Below are 24107 nucleotides of genomic sequence, written 5' to 3' on the forward strand. Positions count from 1 at the left end.
CTTTATTTCTGGTGGGAGATTCTGGCAAACGCGCTGTGGTTATGAATCGACTCAAAGTTCTCAGCCTCGACCACAAAGGACTGAATACGCTGTTCCGCCTTTAAACGGCCAGCCACATCACGCACCAAATCTTCAACAAATTTAGGATTGCTGTAAGAATGCTCAGTGACCCACTTTTCATCTGGGCGCTTGAGTAAACCCCATAGCTCACTGGATGCTTCGCTCTCTGCTGCGGCAACCAAATCTTCTACCGTCATTTGCGTTGCTGAATCTAAGGCTACTGTCATCGTGACGTGGGAACGCTGATTGTGAGCACCAAATTCTGAAATCTCTTTTGAGCATGGACACAAACTCATGACTGGTACTTGTGCACGTAAACCCAATTCAATGTCTGCTGCACCACTGACATTTTGTTTGGCCGTTGCCATCCAAGTCACTTCGTAATCCATTAGGCTCTCAACACCCGATACAGGCGCTGCTTTTTTCACGAAGTGCGTATAGGTAAATTGCACATGACCTTCTTTAGCGTCAAGCAAAGGCAACATCTCGCGCACCAAAGCAACTACTGTAGTGCTATCAACTGCCTGCTCTTGCTTTTGCAGCAGCGCCATAAAACGCGACATGTGCGTACCCTTCACATGTGCTGGCAAAGCCACGTCCATCTCAAAAGTGCCAACTGATGGAAAGTTACCAGTCTTGCTGCGAATCATTAATGGGTGACGTACCCCACGAATACCAACTTGCTCAATAGGCAAGGCGCGCTTGTCCAAAGTGGACTGCACGTCAGGCATTGCACTAGCTTTGAGAAAGGCGGGGTTCATGTCATTCATAACTCTATTTTCAAGCAAAACGATCTTATTTGCCTGAAATCACTGAATTTGCCACGAATACCACCGGAAAACGCTGCTTTATGGAGTTTGTAACGCCTTCAACATCCAGGCCGCACTTGGTCATCAGCAACTGATAGTCGCCATGTTCAATGAACTCATCGGGAAGGCCTAACTGAAGTAAGGGCTTCTGAATTCCTAATTTTGTGAGTGCCTCTAAGCAAGCACTGCCAGCACCACCAGCGATCGCACCATCTTCGATGGTGACAAAGTAATCATGATCTGCCGCAAGCAATTGAATCAAATCCACATCTAATGGTTTAACAAAGCGCATATTAGCCACGGTAGCATCAAAACTTTCGGCGGCTTCTAAAGCGCTGTAAAGCAGCGTGCCAAATGCCAATATTGCCACTCTCTTGCCTGCAGGTGCAGATGACTTACGACGAATCTCACCTTTTCCTAATGGCAAGGTGCGCAACTCGCTTGATGGAGTAGTGCCCACACCGGAACCGCGGGGGTAACGCACTGCGGTTGGATGCGGTTGATGAAATGCCGTTGTCAATAAATCGCGGCACTCTGCTTCATCTGCTGGCGTCATCACCAACATATTCGGAATGCAGCGCAAGAAAGGAATGTCATACGCGCCAGCATGGGTTGCGCCATCGGCACCCACCAATCCCGCACGATCGAGCGCAAACAGAACGGGTAAATCTTGCAAAGCCACATCATGAATCAATTGATCATAGGCACGTTGCAAGAATGTGGAATAAATTGCCACCACTGGCTTCATGCCCTCGCAAGCCATGCCGGCCGCAAAAGTAACCGCATGTTGCTCAGCAATTCCTACGTCGTAATAACGCCTGGGGAAATTCTTCTCAAACTCTACGAGACCAGAGCCTTCGCGCATCGCAGGCGTAATGCCGATCAACATCGGATCAGCGTGAGCCATGTCGCAAAGCCATTCACCAAAAACTTGAGTGAAGGTTTTCTTGCTGGCAGCTGCTTTTTTAACGCCTTCCTGCGGATTAAATTTGCTAGGGCCGTGATACAAAACCGGATCGGCTTCAGCGAGCTCATACCCTTGACCTTTTTTGGTCACGACATGCAAGAACTGGGGTCCGCGACCCTCCAAGGCTAAACGGCGCACGTTTTGCAACATTGGTACAAGCGCATCCAAATCATGGCCGTCGATCGGACCGAAATAATTAAAACCAAATTCTTGGAAGATCGTCGCTGGTGAAACCATACCTTTGGCATGATCTTCTAATCGTTTTGCAAACTCACGCAAAGGAGGTGCAATTGAAAGAACACTATCAATTCCCTTTTTGGTAGTGGAATAAATATTGCCACTCAACAATCGCGCAAGGTGGCGATTGAGAGCGCCCACCGCTGGTGAAATCGACATATCGTTGTCATTCAAAATCACCACCAAAGGCAAATCGTCATAGACGCCAGCATTATTCATGGCCTCAAAAGCCATGCCACCGGTCATCGCGCTATCGCCAATCACTGCAACAGCGACTTGACGCTCACCCTTTGTTTGAAAAGCGCGTGCCATGCCCATTGCGGCAGAAATACTTGTGGAAGAGTGCCCGGTACCAAAGGCATCATATTCACTCTCAGCTCGATGCGGAAATCCTGAAAGGCCTTTGTACTGACGCAAGGTATTCATACGGTCACGACGGCCTGTCAAGATTTTGTGTGGGTAACTTTGGTGACCCACATCCCAGACGATTCGATCCCGTGGGGTATCAAATACATAGTGCAAAGCAATCGACAACTCTACGGTTCCCAAGTTGGAGGACAAGTGGCCGCCGGTTTTAGAAACAGAATCCAAAACAAATTGACGCAACTCATCAGCAAGAGCCGGAAGCTCTTCGCGCGTCAGTTTTCTTAGATCATCAGGAGAGTTAATCGAAAGTAAAGTCATTACGTTATTGCATTAATTCTTTATTTACCCCTATTGACTACCAATAGAGCTAAATCTTTTAGGGCTTGAGCTTGATTGCCAAAACCATCCAAACTGCTCATGGCGATTTCTTGCAATTCTTTAGCCTGCTGCTGTGCATAGTCTAAACCCATCAAGGTCACATAGGTTGGCTTGTTGGCGGCAGCGTCTTTCCCAGCAGTCTTTCCGAGTGTTTGGCTATCGGCCGTCGCATCCAAGACATCATCCACAATTTGAAACGCTAAGCCCAGCGCTTTGGAGTACTGACTTAACTGCGCCAGTTGATCTGCATTGAGATTGGCGACAATACCACCTAATTCAACCGCGCAAGATAGTAATGCGCCTGTCTTCATGGCATGCATTTGCTTCAAGCCTGCCACATCTAATTTTTTGCCCACACTTTCTAGATCAATTGCTTGGCCGCCTGCCATGCCACGCGATCCTGAAGCAGCTGCTAAACACGCAATCATGCGTAAGCGTTGATTTGCATCGCCAGAGGTATTGGCTAAAACTTCAAATGCTCGCGTCTGCAATGCGTCGCCAACCAATAATGCAGTTGCTTCATCAAATGCTTTATGAACAGTGGGTCTACCTCTACGTAAATCATCGTCGTCCATACACGGCATATCGTCATGCACTAATGAATACGCGTGAATACACTCGACTGCTACTGCAGCGGCATCAAGCATTTCTGTTTTTTGTGATGAGACTGCATCCCCTAGTTGACCAGCCGCATAAACCAATAAAGGACGAATCCGTTTACCGCCACCCTGTGCGGCGTATCGCATCGCCTCATGTAAACGATGGGGAATGGTTTGTGGTGAATCGAGTAAACGCTCTAAAACTGACTCCACTCGTTCAGAGCGTGTGCTGAGCCACTCTTGAAATGCAATTGCTGTCAATTAAGCCTCAAGCCTCGAATACGCGCACTTGTTGCTCTACTTGAGCAAGAACGCCTTGGCAATGTTTGAGCAAGGCTGCGCCACGTTGATACGCCAACAAGGTCTCTTCAAGGGAAAATTTGCCAGACTCCATGTCGGAAATGAGCTTTTCTAGCTCCTTCACAGCCTGCTCGTAACGCAGATCTGGATCAATTTGGACTTCAAGGCCTGGTTTTGAACTCTCTGACTTTTTGCTTGCCATAAGCAGTTTCCTTCTGATTTCCCACACGAATAGCCCTACATATTAAAGCGAGAAGACCCCCGGATGGGTATAATTCCCCCCTTCCTTTCCAATATCGATCCGTCGATGGTTGGATTGGTTATTCCGCTTAGCTTCGGCTGACGTTTTCGGGGGTGGGGAGAATGACTAATCTGGCTACCGCGCAGCAGCTTGCGCCGTCCAATCTACAACTGCCGGTTTCGGCATATTTTGACGCTGACTTATATCAGCGGGAAATTGAACTGCTTTTTAAGCAGGGTCCTGGCTATGTAGGCCACGAACTCATGGTGCCTGAAGTGGGCTCCTATCAAACTTTGGGCGCTGAAAACGAGGGTCGCATTCTGGTGCGCAATCAAGAGGGTGTTGAACTCCTCTCCAACGTTTGTCGTCATCGTCAAGCGCTCATGCTTAACGGCAAAGGTAAAACCGAAAATATTGTTTGCCCATTACATCGCTGGACTTATGACTTAGGCGGCAATCTCTTGGGCGCGCCACACTTTGAAGATAAGCCTTGTTTAAACCTTGGCAAATCACCACTACAAAATTGGCAAGGTCTCTTGTTTGAGGGTCCACGCGATGTGCGCGCTGATCTTGCAAAGCTGGGTGTTGCTGATGATCTCCAATTTGATGGCTACATGCTCGACCATGTTGAAGTGCACGACTGCAACTACAACTGGAAAACATTTATCGAGGTTTACCTCGAGGACTACCATGTCGTTCCTTTTCATCCAGGCTTAGGAAAATTTGTTTCTTGTGAAGACTTGCACTGGGAATTTGGTGAATGGCATAGCGTACAAACCGTGGGTATTCACAAAGACTTGCAAAAGCCAGGCTCACAAACATACCGTCACTGGCATGAAGCAGTTCTGCGCCAATTCAATGGCAAAGCCCCACGCCATGGTGCAATCTGGCTAACTTACTACCCCAATGTGATGGTGGAATGGTATCCAGGCGTGCTGTGTGTATCGACATTACACCCAATGGGCGTCAATAAAACACGCAACATCGTTGAGTTCTACTACCCAGAAGAAATCGCTCTATTTGAACGTGAATTTGTAGAAGCAGAACGCGCCGCCTACATGGAAACCTGCATCGAAGATGATGAAATCGCCGAACGCATGGATCAGGGTAGAGCAGCCTTACTTGCGCGCGGTGTAAATGAGGTTGGCCCTTACCAAAGCCCCATGGAAGATGGCATGCAACATTTCCATGAATGGTATCGACGCGTCATGAACTTTCAAGGCGCATAATCTCAGTAAGCACTTTCTCGCCACCACAAAATAGGAAGCATCATGACTCCTCTAATTACCGCAAACCAGTTAGAAGAAATCATTAATAGTGGTGAAAACGTATTACTCTGCGATTGCCGCTTTGATTTAGTAGACACCCAAGCAGGCAAAAAAGCCTACGAAGAAAGTCACATTCCAGGTGCGATTTATGTCGACCTCGATCAAGACCTATCAGGCACCAAAACTGGCAAAAACGGTAGGCATCCATTACCCACGCCTGAAGCGTGGGCACATACTAAGACTCGCTTAGGCATTAACCCAAATACCTTGGTAGTCGCTTACGATAAACAAGGCTCTGTCTATGCTAGTCGTCTTTGGTGGATGCTCAAGGCCACTGGTCATGCCAAGGTGCAAGTATTAGATGGTGGGTTGGATGCCTGGAATGGTCCTATGGGTACAGTGCCACGCAAACCTACGCCATCACCCACCCCGATTGCAGCAAGACCGTACGAAGGACTGGTTTTGGTAGATGAGGTAGCGGGTAATTTGCAATCTCAAAACCATATCGTGATCGATGCGCGCGCCAATGATCGCTTTCATGGGCAAAACGAAACATTAGATCCAGTAGGCGGCCACATTCCGGGTGCACTCAATCATTTCTTTAAAGAAAACTTATCAGCTACTGCTTTTAAATCAGCCGAACATCTTTTTAAAGACTTTGTGGAATTGCTCGGCCCACATAAGCCAGCGCAAGTGATTCATCAATGTGGCTCTGGTGTGACAGCTTGCCACAATCTATTAGCCATGGAAGTTGCTGGCCTTAGAGGCTCACGTCTTTATGCGGGCAGCTGGAGCGAATGGTGTGCCGATAGCAGCAGACCAATTGAAACCTAATTCACTTTAGTGAATCATTGAGAGCAGCACCACGAATCCCACACCGCAGGCAATCAAGATCGTTTGACGCAATGACTCAGCCCAGTGTGGGCGACGGTGCATTTGGGGAATCAAATCACTGACCGCGATATAAATAAAACTACTAGAGGCAATCACCAACAAATACGGCATGGCTACATGGGCTTTTTCTAAAAAGAAATATGCCAGCACACCGCCAACCACCGCGGATAAGCCGCAAATGCAGTTATAGAGCAAGGCACGAGTGCGTGAGAATCCGGCATTCAGCAACACGATGAAATCACCGATCTCTTGTGGAATCTCATGCGCGATGATGGCAATCGCTGTAAAGATGCCAACCTGATAGTCAGCCATAAACGCAGCGGCAATCAAAATACCATCAACAAAATTATGCAAACCATCACCCACTAGAATCATCCAGCCGCTACGACCCGCATTCTCGGCATCATGTCCGTGGTGATGGTGGTGACCGTCACCTTCATGGTGATGGTCATGGCGTAATAGTGCAATTTTTTCTAGTAAGAAGAATCCCAATAAGCCCGCTAATAGCGTTGCAAACAACAACTGCGGATTGGTGGACTGCATGCTAAAAGCTTCCGGCAACGAATGGAGTAATGCGGTAGCCAACAGAATGCCTACTGATAGGCTCACCATGTTGTTAACCATCTTTGCAAGCAAAGCCAAGGAACAACTAGCGGCAACCAGCGCACTCGCAGTACCCGCAAGAGCCGTTACCAGAAGAATGCTTTGTAAGACGGTCATAAAGTATTAAGCAACGCCCATTTTCTTGAACCAGGCGATACATTTTTCCCAACCATCTTTTGCAGACCCCTCACGATAGCTTGCGCGATAGTCCGCATGGAATGCATGAGGTGCATCAGGGTAGACTTCAATCATTGATGCTTTAGCAGCAGGATTCTTGGCAGCTGCTTGCGCAAGTGCAGCGCGCATCTGCTCAACACTCTCTAAAGAAATGCCAGGATCAGCACCACCATAGAGGCCGAGCACTGGGGCTTTTAAGTCGGTAGCCAATTCAACGGGATGGCGTGGATTGCCCTCAGTCTTTTCACCAACTAAGCGCCCATACCAAGCCACGCCTGCTTTCACTTGTGGCAATGTTGCTGATAGCCAGGTAATGCGGCCACCCCAACAAAAGCCGGTAACGCCAACACGTTTTAAATCCCCGCCATTTTTGCCAGCCCATACTAAAGCTGCCTGTAGATCATTTAAGACTTGCGCATCGGGTGTCTTGGCCACAATGTTGGTCAAGATATCGGCGACCGTTCCATATGTATTCGGATCACCAGCACGGACAAAAAATTCTGGGGCAATTGCCAAATATCCTAATTTGGCAAAACGTCTTGTGACATCAGCAATGTATTCGTGCACACCGAAGATTTCGCTCACCACAATCACGATAGGCAAGTTACCTTTGGCTTTCTCCGGGCGAGAAACATAGGCAGGCAATTGAAAGCCGCCTACCGGAATCATTTGCTCACCCGCTTTGATACCCTTGAAATCCGTTTCAATCGCAGCGGCTAACACGGGATCTGCTGCAGCGACAAAACCAACGCCCAAGGTGGTTGCCGCAGCCCCTGCAACGGATGTCTTTATGAAACTTCTTCTGCTTTGATCTTGTGTTTTTTCACTCATGATGTCTGCCTCCGAGTCATTATTTAATGCGCTTCTTCCCAATTATCGCCAATACCAATACTCACTACCAAAGGCACCTTCAATTTAGCTACATTGCACATCAAATCAGGTAAGTTTGCTTGCAAGCGATCGATTTCATCAAAAGGCACGTCAAAAACCAATTCATCGTGCACTTGCAGTAAGAGCTTGGTTTTAAGTTGCTCTTTTTCGAGCCAATCCTCAACCGCAACCATAGCCAGCTTAATCAGGTCAGCGGCAGTACCTTGCATTGGCGCATTAATCGCAGCGCGCTCCGCGCCTTGGCGACGAGGACCATTTGAACCTTTGATTTCTGGAAGCCATAAGCGTCTACCAAAGACAGTTTCCACATAGCCATTTTCTCTGGCCTCCAAACGAGTGCGCTCCATATACTGCGCAACGCCAGGATAGCGATCAAAATATTTAGCAATGTAGTTTTGTGCAGCTGCGCGCTCAATCCCTAAATTACCTGCCAATCCAAATGCACTCATGCCATAGATCAAACCAAAGTTAATGACCTTGGCATAACGGCGTTGCTCAGAACTTACTTCATCTAGTGGAACGCCAAAAATCTCTGCCGCTGTAGCTTGGTGTACATCTTTACCTTCCCTAAAGGCAGCCAATAGATTCTCATCTTCAGCAATGTGTCCCATGATGCGCAGCTCAATTTGTGAATAGTCTGCTGACAATAGTTTGCAACCATCCGCAGGCACGAAGGCCTCACGAATACGACGACCCTCCTCGGTGCGAACAGGGATGTTTTGTAGGTTAGGATCACTTGATGCAAGACGACCTGTCACCGCAGTTGCCTGAGAAAAATTGGTATGCACGCGACCCGTCTTAGGATCAGCCATGCGTGGCAATTTCTCAATATAGGTTGACATCAACTTCGCCAAGCTACGATAGTCCAGAATACGTGCTGGCAATGGATAGTCTTCTGCCAACTTTTGCAGCACTTCTTCATCCGTAGATGGCGCGCCCGACGGTGTCTTTTTAATTACCGGTAGTTCTAATTGGCCAAACAGGACTTCTGCAATTTGCTTGGGAGACTGAATATTGAAGGGCTGACCTGCCAATTGATGAATCTCGCCCTCTAGCTCCAAGAGGCGCTTGCCAACTTGTTGTCCTTGCTTCCCCAGCAGCGCTGAGTCAATGCGGATACCATTGCGCTCCATCACTCCAAGCACATGCATCGCGGGCATTTCAATCTGTTGATAGACATACAAGAGACCCGGATTTCCCTGAATTTGGGGCCAAAGCTCTTGGTGTAAGCGCAAGGTGATATCGGCATCTTCAGCCGCATAGTCAGTAGCAACCTGAAGATCTACTTGATCAAAACCAATCTGATGCGCACCCTTGCCACACACCTCTTCATAGCGAATCGTTTTCACGCCAAGATGGCGCTCGGCCATGCTGTCCATATTGTGCGGAAGATGCGACTCCAACACATAAGACTCTAGCAAGGTATCAAATGCAACACCACCCAAAGTAATGCCATAGTTTGCAAAGACATGGATGTCGTACTTTAAGTTTTGTCCGACCTTTAAATGCGTTTTACTTTCTAGCCAAGGCTTCATACGTGACAATACATGCTCACGATTAAGCTGCGTCTCGCCATTACGATGCGCCACCGGAATGTAGCAAGCTTCCCCCGCCTTCACTGAAAGTGAGATACCAACCAACTCTGCAGCTAATGCGTCTAGACTAGTTGTTTCTGTATCGACAGCCGTTAACTCAGCTGCTTCAATTTTTTTCAACCACTTCTCTAAAGCAGCTTCATCTGTAACACACTCATAATGACGCTCAAGTAAATCTGGCGTCGCTGTTTTTGCTGGTGCACTATTAGCTGCTACAGACTTCTTAGATTCAACCTCTTCATTCTTGCTGGCTACGGATGCGATAGGCGTGCCAGCTAGATCGAAGGCGCCTCCCTCTGAAGCATTACTGGATGGGCTTTCCAACTGTTTTTCAACATCGCGTAACCAGGTTTTAAAGGCATAGCGCTCGAATAGCTCACGCAATAACGCAGCGTTTTCAGGCTTGGCATGCAAATCATCTAAACCTGGTAAGTGTGGCGATAAATCGCAATCGGTTTTGACGGTAATGAGTTGTCGCGCTTGTGGTAACCAGTCAAGAGTTGCGCGTAAGTTTTCCCCAACGACGCCTTTCACCTGATCTGCATTCGCCATTAATTTATCTAAATTACCAAACTCGGCTAACCATTTGTTTGCTGTTTTAGGCCCCGCCTTAGGAACACCAGGAACATTGTCTACAGCGTCGCCGATGATGGATAAGTAATCCACAATCAATTCTGGTGGAACACCAAACTTTTCAATGACGCCATCAATATCCAACTTTTCATTCGTCATCGTATTAATCAGCGTGACTGAGGAATTGACTAATTGCGCTAAATCTTTATCACCTGTGGAGATGATGGTTTCCCAGCCCGCTTGAGTAGCCTGACAAGCCAAAGTACCAATCACGTCATCGGCCTCGACTCCCGACACCATCAAAACTGGCCAACCTAAAGCCTTAACCATTAAGTGAATGGGCTCAATTTGCTTCACCAAATCCTCGGGCATGGGTGAGCGGTGCGCTTTGTACTCGGAATACATCTCGTCCCGGAAGGTTTTTCCCTTGGCGTCAAATACGCAAGCAATATGGTCAGCCTTTAGCTCAGACCGGGCACGGCGCATCATATTTACCATGCCATAGATAGCCCCCGTGGGTTCCCCGACCCCATTTCTCAGGTCGGGCATGGCGTGGAAGGCGCGATAGAGGTAGCTAGAGCCGTCTACCAACAAGAGTCTATGTTTCGTCATACCGCAATCGTACAATCTAGTTAACAATTACCTACAGGGTGGATTAATGTACCGCCCAAAAGTAGGCCAAAAAAGGTGAAAATGATGCATGCCCTAACAAACGTAATCAGTCATATTTTTAGTCAAAATCTCGTTCTAGCGAGCTTTTTGGTGATTTTTGCTGTCTTTGGAGCAGGATCCGCACAGGCTCAGAATAACAGCCAAGCCCTCAGTCAATCCGAGCTCAACCGAATTAACAATCAACCGCTGTCTCCAATGATGAGCCCCGCTGGTGTTGTGAGCAATCCAGAAACTCGTAAACCAAGCTTCCAACATAAAGAAGCGACTGGCACCGAAATTACTGAATACAAGGATGCCAATAGCCCAACCCAGGTACAAGTTAAAACAAAGTACACAACTTACGAGATGTCGCCACCAGACTCAGTAATGCCTGGGCCACCATCAGGTGAAGGCGCGCTTCTTAGCGTACCTAGTATTAGCATCCCAATTCAATAAAAAACAGATTTATCAATGGCTGTATTTACTCCGATTGAACTTGGTGAGATCGCCCCATGGATCTCCCAAGAATTTACTATCGGCGAAGCTGCAGACATCCGCGGCATTCATGGTGGTATTGAAAACTCCAACTTTTTCTTAGACACCGTTAAAGATGGTAAGAAGCAAGAATATGTTCTGACCATCTTTGAACGCTTATCTGCAGAGCAGTTGCCCTATTACTTAGAGTTGATGCGCCACTTGGCAAACAAGGGCATACCAGTCCCTAAGCCAATTGAGAACAAGCAAGGAGAAATTCTCTTCTCTCTCAAAGGTAAGCCCGCAGCGATCGTCAGCAAGCTACCGGGCCTGTCCCGCATGCAGCCCGAAGTAAAGCATTGCGCCTTGGTGGGTGAGATGCTTGCCAAAATGCATCTCGCTGGAAAAGATTTTCCAAAATCGCAAGAGAACCTTCGCAGCCTTGGCTGGTGGCAGCAAACTATTCCGCTAGTGTTGCCGCACTTAAATACCGCACAAAAAGAATTACTCACTCACGAGCTTAGTACCCAAGAAGACTTCTTCTCATCCAGCAATTACGACATACTTCCGCAAGGTGCAAGTCATTGCGATCTCTTTAGAGACAACGTCTTGTTTGATCCCAAGGGATCCCCTGATGCTAGCAATGATCAATTGGGTGGTTTTTTTGATTTCTATTTTGCAGGTACCGACAAATGGTTGTTTGATCTTGCGGTCACCGTAAATGATTGGTGTTTAGCTGAGAACAAGCAGGATTTAGATCCGGCGCGCTTTGATGCTTTGATGCAAGCCTATCAATCTGTGCGCCCGCTCACCAAAGAAGAGCAAGCAAGCTGGCCCCTAATGGTGAGGGCTGCGGCCTTACGTTTCTGGGTATCCCGTTTATGGGACTTTTACTTGCCTCGTGACGCTCAAATGCTGACTCCTCATGACCCAACACACTTCGAACGTATTCTTTTAAGCCGTCGAACCCTATGAGACTCAATGCTGTCGACCCCAAAGAAGGCTATACCTGGATCAGGCAGGGCATTTGGTTATTCAAGCAAAATCCTTTGGGATTTTTAATGTTGGTCTTCATGTATGTTTTTGTGGCACAGCTTGCTGTCATCGTTCCAGTGATTGGCGTATTTGCAGTTCTACTATTAACACCAACTCTTTCCGTTGGATTTATGACCGCATGTCGACAAGCAATTCAGAAAGAGCGCATTCGACCAAGCGTCTATTTAATTGCACTGCAATCTGGGCAGTTTGTACGTAATCGAATTTTGCAATTAGGTTTGGTGTACGCGGCCCTCATCCTATTGATGAGTTTTGCATTGAGCCTCTTAGTCGACTTCGAGACGCTATTGCCCCTCATGACGACGGACAAACCTATCACCCCTGAAGCACTCAGACAGGTGTATCTCGTACTGGTCTTTGGTGCCGTTTTATACATTCCGATTGCAATGCTGATGTGGTTCTCGCCCATCTTGATTGCGTGGGCTGACATGTCCGTTCCGCAAGCCTTGTTTTCTAGTTGGCTGGCATGCTGGACAAATAAGGCTGCATTCTTCTTTTATCTAGCAATCTGGAGTGCAATCTTGATTGCTATTCCTTTAACGATTGGCATGATCTTTGATGCTCTCAATTTTGGTCAAGCTGCTTCGTTTATCGTGGCTCCAATCTCGATGGCAGGCCTAACCATCATGCATTGCTCTTTCTACGCCACTTGGAAAGCCTGCTTTACTGAAGACTAAACAAACGATCAGTTTGGCTTAACAAAGCTCAATCAATCGCAGCGAGTTTTGCAATACTGAGTTGCAACCATTTGACACCGTGGCGCTTAAAGTTCACTTGTGCTCGAGCATCGGCATCAACCCCCTCTAACCCAGTAACGCGCCCTTCACCAAACTTAGTGTGAAAAACATTCTGACCAATGGTGAATGGATAATTTCCGCGGGGCGGCGAAGCTAAGCGCTTTACCTCCATAGAGGCTGAGCCCACTCGCTTAGTTGGTCTTGGGCGTTCGCTACCTGAATCAAAAAAGTCGTTGGATTCGTATTCACGCTGGCGGGTGTAGCCATCTTGCCATGTAGAACCTGATCTTGAGCTTCCGCCCCAGCGTGCATCTTTAGCCTTGGGCGTTAGCCACTTCAGTGATTCAGATGGCAACTCTTCCAAGAAACGAGAAGGCATGTTGTAGCGCACTTGACCATGCAACATACGCGACTGAGTATGAGATAAATACAAGCGTTCTTTAGCGCGGGTAATTGCGACGTACATTAAACGCCGCTCTTCTTCCAGTCCGTTTTGCTCATTCACACTGTTCTCGTGAGGGAATAAGCCCTCTTCAAGACCAGTAATGAATACCGAAGTAAATTCCAAACCTTTTGCAGAGTGCACTGTCATCAACTGAACAGCATCCTGTCCAGCTTGCGCTTGGTTATCGCCAGCCTCTAGCGAAGCATGCGCCAAGAAAGCGGCGAGTGGTGATATTTCTACTGCGCCTGGATCGTTCTCACCCGGTAGTAGCGCAGCAACAGCATCTTGGCCATAGCCTTCTTCTGCAATAAATGCCGTGGCGGCATTTATCAATTCTTGTAAGTTTTCAACTCGATCCTGACCTTCACGCTCAGACAAATAATGCTGAATCAAGCCGCTGTGCTGAATCACAAACTCAACGGTTTCAGGCAAGGTGTTGTGACGCGTTGCTTCACGCATATGATCCACTAGTCGGATAAAGCCACCCAAAGCCGCGCCCGCCTTACCCTCAAGAGAAGATGCTGCTGCATACAAAGAACATTGCTGCGCTCTAGCAGCATCTTGCAAAGCTTCAATCGATCTAGCACCAATTCCGCGCGTAGGGAAATTAACCACTCGCGAGAAAGACGTGTCGTCATTTGGATTTTCAAGCAAACGTAAGTAAGCGAGCGCATGCTTAATTTCAGCGCGCTCGAAGAATCGTAAGCCACCATACACACGATATGGGATGCCTGCCGAGAAAAGTGCGTGCTCAATAATTCGTGATTGGGCATTACTTCTATAGAGCAAAGCAATCTCGGTGCGCTTAATACCACTATTTACTAAAGCCTTAATTTCATCGACTAACCAAGCTGCTTCAGCATGATCGCTTGGCGCCTCATAAATCCGAACTGGCTCGCCATGGCCAGCATCAGTTCTCAAATTCTTACCAAGACGCTCAGAGTTATTCGCGATTAAATGGTTGGCAGTATCCAGAATATGGCCATGCGAGCGATAGTTCTGCTCTAGCTTGACCAGCAATGGATGAAACTGCTTTTCATACAGGCGCATGTTTTCTACATCGGCGCCACGGAAGGCATAAATACTTTGGTCATCGTCGCCCACTGCGAATACCGAACTACTTCCCATGCCACTGACATTGACGCGATTAGCATCATGTCCTGAAAGTAATTTAAGCCAGGCATATTGCAAGGCATTGGTATCCTGAAACTCGTCAATCAAAATGTGACGGAAACGCTCTTGATAATGCGTGCGAATAGGCTCGCTATGTTTTAGCAACTCATAGCTACGCAGCAATAATTCAGCGAAATCCACAACACCCTCGCGCTGGCACTGCTCATCATAGGCGGCATATAGCTGCGCCATCTTTGCCTGAAAATCATCGCCGACTGATAAATCTTTAGCACGCTGTCCGCGCTCTTTGGCATGCGCAATGAAATACTGCAATTGTTTGGGTGGATACTTTTCATCATCCACCTTCAGGCCTTTTAAGAGTCGCTTAATTGCCGATAGCTGGTCTTGGGTATCCAAAATCTGAAACGTGGATGGCAAGCCCGCCTCTTTATGGTGAGCTCGCAATAAACGATTGCATAGGCCATGGAAAGTTCCAATCCACATACCCCTGGTATTAATTGGCAGCATGGCACTCAGGCGCACCATCATCTCTTTTGCCGCCTTATTGGTAAATGTCACCGCCAAGACTCCAATCGGTGAAACCTGACCCGTTTGGATCAACCAAGCAATCCTGGTAGTCAATACACGCGTCTTACCACTGCCAGCACCTGCCAATATCAAGGCAGATTGGGCTTGGCCATCTGGGTTTACGGGCGGGAGGGTTACGGCCTCGCGTTGTTCTGGATTAAGGTTCGCGAGCATATCTGAATACATCAGCCCAATTATAATTTGCCTCTTATGCCAAATGCCTCAAATACCCCCAATTCATCAGTGGCCAACTCCGCGGAAGAGTTAGCTAAATCCTACGAGCCTGCACCGATTGAAGCCTATTGGGGCCCAGAATGGGAGCGCAGAGGTATTGCTGATGCCAGCATGGACGAAGGTAAAGACGACTTTTCGATTCAATTACCGCCACCCAATGTGACCGGCACCCTGCACATGGGGCATGCTTTTAATCAAACCATCATGGATGGCCTGGTACGTCATGCTCGTATGTCCGGCAAAAATACTTTATGGGTACCAGGCACAGACCACGCAGGTATTGCCACTCAAATCGTAGTTGAACGCCAACTCGATGCGCAAAAGATTTCTCGTCACGATCTCGGTCGTGAAAAGTTTCTCGAAAAAGTTTGGGAGTGGAAAGAAACCTCCGGCAATACCATCACGCGCCAAATTCGTCGACTCGGCGCTTCAATTGATTGGGGCAAAGAATACTTCACGATGGACAGCAAAATGTCCAAGGCCGTGGTTGAGGTTTTCGTTCGATTGCATGAACAAGGTTTAATTTATCGCGGCAAGCGCTTAGTGAACTGGGATCCCGTTTTAGGAACTGCGGTTTCTGATCTGGAAGTAGTGAGCGAAGAAGAAGATGGCTCAATGTGGCACATCCGCTATCCGCTGGCTGATGGCTCAGGCCACTTAACCGTTGCCACTACCCGCCCAGAAACCTTACTGGGTGACGTTGCCGTCATGGTTAACCCAACTGATGAACGCTACAAACATCTCATTGGCAAGTCAGTCAACCTACCTTTATGTGATCGCCAGATCTCCATCATTGCCGATGAGTATGTTGATCTGAATTTTGGTACAGGTGTTGTGAAAGTGACTCCAGCGCATGACTTCAATGACTATGCAGTTGGACAGCGTCATCAGCTACCACTCATTAACATCCTTACCCTTGACGCCAAGATTAATGAAAATGCTCCAGCCGCTTATCAAGGCATGGAGCGTTTTGCAGCACGCAAGCAAGTGGTTGCTGATTTAGATGCAGCAGGCTTACTTGAAAAAGTTCAGCCTCATAAATTAATGGTACCCCGCGGTGATCGCACGCAAACCATCATCGAACCGATGCTCACAGACCAATGGTTTGTGGCTATGTCTAAACCAAGTCCTGATAATCAATATCAACCCGGCTCTTCTATTGCAGGCGCGGCCTTAGATGCTGTTACTAAAGGCGATATTAAGTTAGTTCCCGAGAATTGGATTAATACCTACACGCAATGGCTCGAGAATATTCAGGACTGGTGCATCTCCAGACAACTCTGGTGGGGTCATCAGATTCCAGCTTGGTATGGCGATGATGGTCAAATTTTCGTGGCACGCTCTGAAGAAGAAGCTAAGTCCAAAGCTGCAACTGCTGGCTACACCGGCAAACTTCATCGCGATCCTGACGTACTCGACACCTGGTTTAGTTCTGCTCTAGTTCCATTTAGCTCACTAGGCTGGCCTGAAGAAACCCCAGCGCTACATCACTTCTTACCATCTTCAGTATTGGTAACCGGCTTTGACATCATTTTCTTCTGGGTGGCGCGCATGGTCATGATGACCTGCCACTTCACAGGAAAAGTGCCATTCCATACTGTTTATGTTCATGGTCTCGTGCGGGATGCTGAAGGTCAAAAGATGAGCAAATCCAAAGGTAATACTTTGGATCCGATTGACTTAATCGACGGCATCAAACTGGATGAGCTGGTAGGCAAACGTACTACCGGCCTCATGAATCCAAAGCAAGCCGAGAGCATTAGCAAGAAAACAAAAAAAGAATTTCCGGATGGTATTCCTGCATTTGGTACAGATGCGCTGCGTTTTACTTTCGCCTCTTTAGCATCGCTTGGCCGCAACATTAATTTTGATCAGAAGCGTTGCGAAGGCTATCGCAATTTCTGCAACAAATTATGGAATGCAACCCGCTTTGTGCTCATGAATTGTCCAGGTGGCGATGAGGACAATGGTCTTGCTCCATGCGATAACCAGTGTGGTCCAGATGGCTATTTAGACTTCTCGCCTGCAGACCGCTGGATTGTGTCGCAGTTGCAAAGAACCGAGGCCGAAGTAGCCAAAGGATTCCAAAACTATCGCTTTGACAATATCGCTAGCAGCATCTATCAATTCGTTTGGGATGAATACTGCGATTGGTATTTAGAACTTGCCAAAGTGCAGCTACAAACTGGCACGCCAGCACAACAACGCGCAACCCGTCGTACTTTATTGCGCGTACTGGAAACCATTTTGCGTATGGCGCACCCACTCATTCCATTTATTACCGAAACACTTTGGCAAACCGTTGGGCCTAAGTCTGGAAAAGAGTTAGCTAAGCAGTCTAAGCAAACCATTGCATTACAATCGTACCCTGTTTCTCAACCAGAAAAAATTGATGAGCAAAGTGAAGCCTGGGTAGCCCAAGTGAAATCGATTGTGGATGCCTGCAGAAACCTTCGTGGTGAAATGCAAGTGCCTCCAGGCCAAAAAGTACCTTTATGGATTTATGGTCCAGAAGCGTTTTTGCAAAAAGCGACTCCTTATTTGCTCGCTTTAGCCAAGCTAACAGAAGTCAAAATCTACAGCGATGAATCTGCTTTAGAAAAAGATGCGCCTGGCGCCCCAATTGCTCTTGTAGGCGATATAAAGCTCTTGCTCAAGATTGAGGTCGATGTGGCCGCTGAGCGCGCCCGCCTTGGTAAAGAGATTGAGCGCCTTGCTAACGAAATCACCAAAGCCCGCAGCAAGTTAAGCAATGAGAGCTTTGTAGCTCGCGCGCCAGCTGATGTAGTTGCCCAAGAAAAACAACGCCTTGCAGGCTTTGAGCAAAATCACGAGAAGCTTGTTGCACAATTAGAGCGTCTTCAATAAAGATTGGATGAGCAATGCCCTTAACTACCAAAGCGGTCACTAAAGCGGTTTTCCCAGTTGCAGGTTTAGGCACGCGCTTTTTGCCGGCGACCAAAGCCAGCCCAAAAGAAATGCTCAATGTGGTTGATAAGCCACTCATTCAGTATGCGGTTGAAGAAGCGATTGCTGCGGGCATCACTGAGATGATCTTTGTGACTGGTCGTAGCAAACGCGCGATTGAAGATCACTTTGATAAAGCCTATGAACTTGAAGCTGAGCTTGAAGCAAAAAATAAGCAAGCCCTGCTAGAGATTGTACGAAGCGTTAAACCCAGTCACGTTGACTGCGTCTACGTACGTCAACCAGAAGCGCTGGGTCTTGGTCATGCAGTGCTGTGTGCAGAAAAGTTGGTGCGTGACGAACCCTTTGCAGTCATTTTGGCTGATGACTTATTGGATGGTAATCCGCCCGCTCTCAAGCAAATGCTGAAAGTGTATGAAGAGCAAAATGGCTCAGTACTGGCAGTTGAAAAAATTGATCCCGCTCAAAGCAGCTCTTATGGCATTGTTGCAGGCTCCGAAGTAGCTAAAGGAATCCATCGTTTAAGTGGCATTGTGGAAAAGCCGCAACCCAAGGACGCGCCATCAAACCTGGCCGTTGTGGGTCGCTATGTTTTGTCATCCGACATCTTTAAACATATTCGCAACCTCAAGCCGGGGGCGGGTGGCGAAATTCAGCTAACCGATGCGATTGCCTCACTTCTAAAAGAAGATCCCGTATTTGCCTATGAATACGATGGTGTTCGCTATGACTGCGGCAGCAAACTGGGTTATCTCAAAGCATCGGTGGAATTTGCATTGCGACACCCCGAAGTATCAAAAGATTTTGCAGCCTACCTAAAGAGTCGCTCGCTAACGTAACTTTCTTCGCTGAATTTAGTTCGCCTAAGTTGCTAGCGACATAAAACAAAAAAGGCAGGAATTACCTGCCTTTTTCTTTGCACCCTGTTTGATTCAGACTGTTTGCTATCTTCTTTTCAGAAAGAAAACCAATACATCTCCCTCGGTAGTGCTGGCAATTAACTCATTACCGGTTTGCTTAGCAAAAGCGGGAAAATCTCTAGCTGCACCAGAATCGGTGGCTTTAATTTTAAGAACTTCACCAGATTGCATGGTGGCCAAAGCTTTTTTGGTACGCAAAATGGGTAATGGGCAATTCATGCCAATCGCATCTACTTCAGCATTGAATGCGATATTGCTGACTTCACTCATTTGCTTGCCACCCAATCCTTCACGCCAGCAAGGGCCGCATTGAGCTTACTAGGGTCATTGCCACCTGCCATCGCCATTTCTGGTTTGCCGCCACCTTTACCGCCTACCTGCTGAGCGACAAAGTTCACGAGATCACCGGCCTTCACTTTAGATATTGAATCCGCAGTAACGCCCGCAACCAAGCTGACCTTACCACCCTGAACCGATGCCAAAACAATGGCTGCTGATTTGAGTTTTGCCTTAAGTGCATCCATAGTCTCGCGCAACACTCCAGCATCTGCACCGTCCAAACGCGCTGCGAGCACTTTGATGCCATTGACATCAATCGCTTGACCAGCTAGTTCATCGCCTTGGCTGGCTGCTAATTTGGAATTGACTTTCTCTAACTCGCGCTCAGCTTGTCGCAAACTCTCTTGAAGCTGTGCCACACGATTTACTAAATCGCCAGGATGCGTCTTCAAGATAGCTGCGACTTCATTGACCTTATCCTCAAGGCCTTGTAAGAAATGGAGAGCTTGATTACCGGTCACTGCTTCAACACGACGTATACCAGCAGCAACACCGCCTTCAGAAACAATCTTTAGGCTACCAATGTCACCAGTACGAGATACGTGAGTACCTCCACACAATTCTTTTGAGCTACCGATTTCTAGCACGCGCACTTCATCGCCATACTTCTCGCCAAAGAGCATCATGGCACCAGTCTTCTGGGCATCTTCTAAAGACATCACCTTTCCAGAGGTAGCGCTATTGGCCAATATCTCGGCATTCACAATATCTTCAATGCGACGAATTTGTTCTGCCGTAATGGGGGCATTGTGGGTAAAGTCAAAACGCGTTTTAGTCGCATCAACTAAAGAACCTTTTTGCTGCACATGATCACCCAGCACTTCTCGCAAAGCTTTATGCAAGATATGCGTAGCGCTATGGTTGCGCATGGTGTCCGTTCTTTGCTGAACATCCACCAAGGCATTTAAAGTATCGCCTACTTTGATCTCACCTTCTAGTAATTCGCCTTGATGACCAAACACATCCGCCTGAATCTTGAAAGTATCCTCAACAGTAAAACGAAGAGACTCATTACGCAACTCACCACGATCACCAACTTGACCGCCAGATTCTGCATAAAACGGGGTGTGGTCTAAAACGACTACCGCAGCATCGCCAGCCTTAACTGAAGTCACCTCAGAGCCATCTACGTATAAGGCAGTGACCTTGGCGCCTTCATGCTTGAGAGTATCGTAGCCATGGAACTGGGTTGGCTGGCCTTTGTACTCCAGGCCCTGAGCAACTTTGAACTTGCCTGCTGCCCTAGCCTGATCGCGCTGCTTTTGCATCGCCACTTCAAAACCTTCAGCATCAACCGTAACACCGCGCTCACGACAAACGTCTGCTGTTAAATCCAATGGGAAACCAAAAGTGTCATGCAAGCGAAATGCAGTTTCACCATCAACCACTTTGGCGCCACCAGCTAATGCGCCATCCAAAATTTCCATACCGTTGGCGATAGTTTGGAAGAAACGCTCTTCCTCTTGCTTTAGAACTTCACTGACTTTATCTTGTGCTGCGCGCAACTCTGGATAGGCATCACCCATTTCTTGAACGAGTGCAGGTACGAGCTGATAGAAGAATGGTTTGCGTGCACCTAACTTATAACCATGACGAATCGCGCGGCGCGCAATACGACGCAATACATAACCACGCCCTGCATTACCTGGAATAACGCCATCTACTACGATGAAACTACATGCACGAATATGGTCTGCAATCACCTTTAATGAAGGAGAGGCAGCATCACAATTACCACCGCCAGCTGCATCGACTGCATCCTTGGAAGCCTTGAGCAGATTGACGAAGAGGTCGATTTCATAATTGGAATGGACATGCTGTAATACCGCTGCAATGCGCTCTAAACCCATGCCCGTGTCAACGCTAGGCTTGGGTAGTGGATGCATCACGCCCGCTTCATCACGATTGAACTGCATGAAGACGTTATTCCAAATTTCGATGAAACGATCGCCATCTTCCTCAGGGCTGCCAGGGGGGCCACCCGGAATATGTTCACCGTGATCATAGAAAATTTCAGTACAAGGTCCGCATGGACCGGTATCGCCCATCATCCAGAAATTATCTGAAGCGTAACGCGCGCCTTTATTGTCGCCAATGCGAATAATGCGATCTGCAGGCACGCCAATTTGATCCTCCCAAATGGCATACGCCTCATCATCCTCGGCATATACCGTGACTAATAACTTATCTTTTGGCAAATTAAATACTTGGGTTAATAAATCCCAAGCAAATTGAATCGCATCTTTCTTGAAATAGTCCCCGAAAGAAAAATTGCCCAGCATCTCAAAAAAGGTGTGGTGACGCGCGGTATACCCCACGTTATCTAAGTCGTTGTGTTTACCGCCTGCCCGGATGCATTTTTGGGCGGTTGTAGCGCGGGTATAAGGGCGCTTATCAAAGCCTAAAAATACGTCCTTAAATTGGTTCATCCCCGCATTAGTAAAGAGCAAGGTTGGGTCGTCGCCAGGAACTACTGGGCTAGACGGGACAATTTGGTGGCCTTTTTGAGCAAAGAAATCCAGGTAAGCCTGGCGAATTTGGGAGACTTTCATAGCCGTAATTATGGCATTCGCACCCGTCTAGGGCAAACCCTAGACAAGGTACCCCCCTCGTGGCTTACAATCGCTCAACATCAATAAATAATCGGCTTCCAAGTCCGATATAAAAGGAGCGCAACTTGAAAATTCGCAATCAACGGGATTTTGGGGCTGGGATCATGTACATGGTCATTGGCCTCTTCTTCACCATCGTGGCTACCCAATACCCAATGGGCACTGCAGCCAAAATGGGTCCAGGCTACTTTCCATTCTTTCTTGGCATATTAATGACCCTTTTGGGCCTCATCGTTGCTATTAAGGCATTGAGCGCTACGGCAGCTATTGAGACCATCCCTAAATTCAACTGGAGAGTGATTGCTCAAATTACGGGCTCAGTAGTTCTATACGGATTGCTACTACCGAGAATGGGATTCTTGATTGCAGTGGTGGTATTAGTTCTCGTTTCTGCAAGCGCCAGCAAAGAGTTCACCTGGAAAGGTTCGCTTATCAATGCCGCTTTCCTCGTGATATTCACATACTCAGTATTTGTGGTGGGCTTGAAGCTTCAGTTCCCGCTGCTGCCTGTATTCCTACAACAATAACGAACCGGGACTCTGAAAAATGGATTTATTTGCTAACTTAGCTCTCGGTTTCGATACCGCGTTCACTCTACAAAATCTCTTGTACTGCCTTATTGGTTGTATCTTGGGAACCTTGATTGGTGTATTGCCTGGCTTAGGCCCGATCGCAACTATTGCGATGCTCTTACCAGCAACATACGCATTGCCTCCTATTGCCGCACTCATTATGTTGGCTGGCATTTATTACGGGTCACAGTACGGTGGATCCACAACAGCGATTTTGCTTAACATTCCTGGAGAGACGTCCTCGGTGGTGACGGCAATCGACGGCTATCAAATGGCCCGGAATGGTCGAGCGGGCGTTGCTTTGTTTACTGCTGGTATGGGTTCATTCTTCGCAGGTTGCGTTGCAACTTTAGTGTTGGCTGCATTTGCTGCGCCACTCTCACAACTCGCGTTTAAGTTTGGTCCTGCAGAATATTTCTCGCTGATGGTGCTTGGCTTGATCGGCGCAGTAGTGTTGGCCTCTGGCTCACTCATTAAAGCGATTGGCATGATCATCCTCGGCTTGCTCATGGGCTTGATTGGTACAGACGTGAACTCTGGTGTATCACGCTATGCATTTGATATTCCTGAGTTGAGTGACGGCATTGGCTTCGTAGCTGTTGCGATGGGTGTATTCGGCTTTGCGGAAATCATGGGCAACCTTGAAAAGCAAGGCGAAGATGAGGGCTTCCTCAACAAACTCACTAGCATGATCCCCACCAAGAGCGATGTGAAGCGGATGATTCCTTCGATCCTGCGTGGCACAACAATTGGTTCCATCTTGGGTATTCTTCCTGGCGGTGGCGCAGCTTTAGCAGCGTTCGGCGCTTATTCAGTTGAGAAAAAATCTTCTAAGTACACCCATGAGTTTGGTAAGGGTGCAATTGAGGGTGTTGCAGGTCCTGAATCAGCAAACAATGCTGCAGCTCAAACTTCATTCATTCCATTGCTTACCTTGGGTATTCCACCAAATGCGGTGATGGCTTTGATGGTTGGCGCGATGACCATTCATAACATTCAACCTGGTCCACAGGTGATGACCAGCAACCCTGCTTTGTTCTGGGGTCTGATCGCTTCTATGTGGATCGGTAACGTGATGTTGATTCTCTTGAACTTGCCACTCATTGGTATTTGGGTGAAGCTCTTGAAGATTCCATATCGCTTCCTCTACCCAGCGATTTTGGTGTTCTGCTGTATTGGTGTATACACCGTGAACAATACTGTATTTGACGTCTATGTGACTGCAGGCTTTGGCTTGATTGGTTACCTATTCTTCAAATTAGGTTGCGAACCTCCTCCATTGCTCTTGGGCTTTGTTCTTGGACCAATGATGGAAGAGAACTTCCGTCGCGCATTGTTACTCTCTCGCGGCGACTTCTCAACCTTCGTCACCCGCCCACTGTCGCTTGGATTGCTGATCGCAGCCGCTTTGCTGGTGGTGATCGTTGCTTTGCCAGCAGTCAAGAAGACTCGTGAAGAGGCGTTTGTCGAAGACTGATTG

19 protein-coding genes are annotated in these 24107 nt (G+C 47.7%); 9 read left to right on the top strand and 10 right to left on the bottom strand.

Translation table 11 applies throughout. From position 1 onward, the window contains the following. Positions 1 to 2 precede the first annotated feature (2 nt). The 4 genes from folE2 to xseB are packed head-to-tail and all read right to left on the bottom strand — an operon-like array spanning position 3 to position 3918. Positions 3 to 830 carry a GTP cyclohydrolase FolE2 gene (gene folE2, locus IC571_RS08565; protein ID WP_215316002.1) on the bottom strand — a complete coding sequence of 276 codons (828 nt, stop codon included), beginning with the start codon at positions 828 to 830 and terminating at the stop codon, positions 3 to 5. Between the two features lie 25 nt (positions 831 to 855). Further along, positions 856 to 2757, bottom strand: coding sequence for a 1-deoxy-D-xylulose-5-phosphate synthase (dxs, locus tag IC571_RS08570; RefSeq protein ID WP_215316004.1), 1902 nt, complete (start codon positions 2755 to 2757; stop codon positions 856 to 858). 20 nt (positions 2758 to 2777) lie between these two features. Beyond that, complete coding sequence (locus IC571_RS08575) at positions 2778 to 3677, bottom strand: polyprenyl synthetase family protein (RefSeq protein ID WP_215316006.1); 900 nt, start codon at positions 3675 to 3677, stop codon at positions 2778 to 2780. 7 nt (positions 3678 to 3684) lie between these two features. Next, positions 3685 to 3918: an exodeoxyribonuclease VII small subunit gene (gene xseB, locus IC571_RS08580; RefSeq protein WP_173956315.1), complete on the bottom strand. Its 234-nt coding sequence runs from the start codon at positions 3916 to 3918 to the stop codon at positions 3685 to 3687. A gap of 161 nt (positions 3919 to 4079) precedes the next feature. Here xseB and IC571_RS08585 point away from each other — a divergent pair, with 161 nt between their 5' ends. Then, positions 4080 to 5186: an SRPBCC family protein gene (locus tag IC571_RS08585; RefSeq protein ID WP_215316008.1), complete on the top strand. Its 1107-nt coding sequence runs from the start codon at positions 4080 to 4082 to the stop codon at positions 5184 to 5186. Between the two features lie 42 nt (positions 5187 to 5228). Then, positions 5229 to 6059, top strand: a complete 831-nt coding sequence (locus IC571_RS08590) for a sulfurtransferase (RefSeq protein ID WP_215316009.1) — start codon at positions 5229 to 5231, stop codon at positions 6057 to 6059. Between the two features lie 6 nt (positions 6060 to 6065). Here the strand turns inward: IC571_RS08590 and IC571_RS08595 are convergent, their stop codons facing one another. From IC571_RS08595 to polA, 3 genes are read right to left on the bottom strand one after another with little or no spacing between them, the layout of a single operon-like run. Then, on the bottom strand, positions 6066 to 6839 hold the full coding sequence (locus tag IC571_RS08595) for a ZIP family metal transporter (protein ID WP_215316011.1): 774 nt from the start codon (positions 6837 to 6839) through the stop codon (positions 6066 to 6068). 6 nt (positions 6840 to 6845) lie between these two features. Continuing rightward, positions 6846 to 7730: a dienelactone hydrolase family protein gene (locus IC571_RS08600; protein WP_215316012.1), complete on the bottom strand. Its 885-nt coding sequence runs from the start codon at positions 7728 to 7730 to the stop codon at positions 6846 to 6848. 23 nt (positions 7731 to 7753) lie between these two features. Then, a complete protein-coding gene (gene polA, locus IC571_RS08605; protein ID WP_215316014.1) occupies positions 7754 to 10570 on the bottom strand; it encodes a DNA polymerase I in 2817 nt (938 codons plus the stop codon). 81 nt (positions 10571 to 10651) lie between these two features. Here polA and IC571_RS08610 point away from each other — a divergent pair, with 81 nt between their 5' ends. The 3 genes from IC571_RS08610 to IC571_RS08620 are packed head-to-tail and all read left to right on the top strand — an operon-like array spanning position 10652 to position 12816. Then, positions 10652 to 11065 carry a hypothetical protein gene (locus IC571_RS08610; protein ID WP_215316016.1) on the top strand — a complete coding sequence of 138 codons (414 nt, stop codon included), beginning with the start codon at positions 10652 to 10654 and terminating at the stop codon, positions 11063 to 11065. 15 nt (positions 11066 to 11080) lie between these two features. Then, the gene (locus IC571_RS08615) at positions 11081 to 12058 is read left to right on the top strand and encodes a homoserine kinase (RefSeq protein ID WP_215316018.1); all 978 of its coding nucleotides are present in this window, start codon (positions 11081 to 11083) and stop codon (positions 12056 to 12058) included. Continuing rightward, complete coding sequence (locus IC571_RS08620) at positions 12055 to 12816, top strand: BPSS1780 family membrane protein (RefSeq protein WP_215316020.1); 762 nt, start codon at positions 12055 to 12057, stop codon at positions 12814 to 12816. Before IC571_RS08615 ends, IC571_RS08620 begins: the two co-directional genes overlap by 4 nt. A gap of 28 nt (positions 12817 to 12844) precedes the next feature. Here IC571_RS08620 and IC571_RS08625 read toward each other — a convergent pair whose 3' ends face one another. After that, entirely contained in the window at positions 12845 to 15208 is a 2364-nt protein-coding gene (locus IC571_RS08625; protein WP_215316022.1) for a UvrD-helicase domain-containing protein, read from the bottom strand. 24 nt (positions 15209 to 15232) lie between these two features. On the opposite strand from IC571_RS08625, the gene IC571_RS08630 reads away from it, so the two are divergent. Both IC571_RS08630 and galU read left to right on the top strand, forming a co-directional pair. Then, entirely contained in the window at positions 15233 to 18124 is a 2892-nt protein-coding gene (locus IC571_RS08630; protein ID WP_215316024.1) for a valine--tRNA ligase, read from the top strand. Between the two features lie 14 nt (positions 18125 to 18138). Next, complete coding sequence (gene galU, locus IC571_RS08635; protein WP_215316026.1) at positions 18139 to 19023, top strand: UTP--glucose-1-phosphate uridylyltransferase GalU; 885 nt, start codon at positions 18139 to 18141, stop codon at positions 19021 to 19023. 105 nt (positions 19024 to 19128) lie between these two features. Here the strand turns inward: galU and IC571_RS08640 are convergent, their stop codons facing one another. Together IC571_RS08640 and alaS are read right to left on the bottom strand one after the other, a co-directional pair. Continuing rightward, on the bottom strand, positions 19129 to 19356 hold the full coding sequence (locus IC571_RS08640; protein ID WP_068949805.1) for a sulfurtransferase TusA family protein: 228 nt from the start codon (positions 19354 to 19356) through the stop codon (positions 19129 to 19131). A 14-nt stretch (positions 19357 to 19370) separates the two neighbouring features. Beyond that, positions 19371 to 21995: an alanine--tRNA ligase gene (gene alaS / locus IC571_RS08645; RefSeq protein ID WP_215316028.1), complete on the bottom strand. Its 2625-nt coding sequence runs from the start codon at positions 21993 to 21995 to the stop codon at positions 19371 to 19373. A gap of 125 nt (positions 21996 to 22120) precedes the next feature. Here alaS and IC571_RS08650 point away from each other — a divergent pair, with 125 nt between their 5' ends. Both IC571_RS08650 and IC571_RS08655 read left to right on the top strand, forming a co-directional pair. After that, positions 22121 to 22582 (top strand): tripartite tricarboxylate transporter TctB family protein, encoded by a 462-nt coding sequence (locus IC571_RS08650; protein WP_215316030.1) that lies wholly within the window; start codon positions 22121 to 22123, stop codon positions 22580 to 22582. A 19-nt stretch (positions 22583 to 22601) separates the two neighbouring features. Then, positions 22602 to 24104 carry a tripartite tricarboxylate transporter permease gene (locus IC571_RS08655; RefSeq protein WP_215316031.1) on the top strand — a complete coding sequence of 501 codons (1503 nt, stop codon included), beginning with the start codon at positions 22602 to 22604 and terminating at the stop codon, positions 24102 to 24104. The last annotated feature ends 3 nt before the right edge of the window (positions 24105 to 24107 follow it).

Origin of the sequence: Polynucleobacter sp. MWH-UH2A (assembly GCF_018687195.1) — a bacterium.
Taxonomy (GTDB): domain Bacteria; phylum Pseudomonadota; class Gammaproteobacteria; order Burkholderiales; family Burkholderiaceae; genus Polynucleobacter.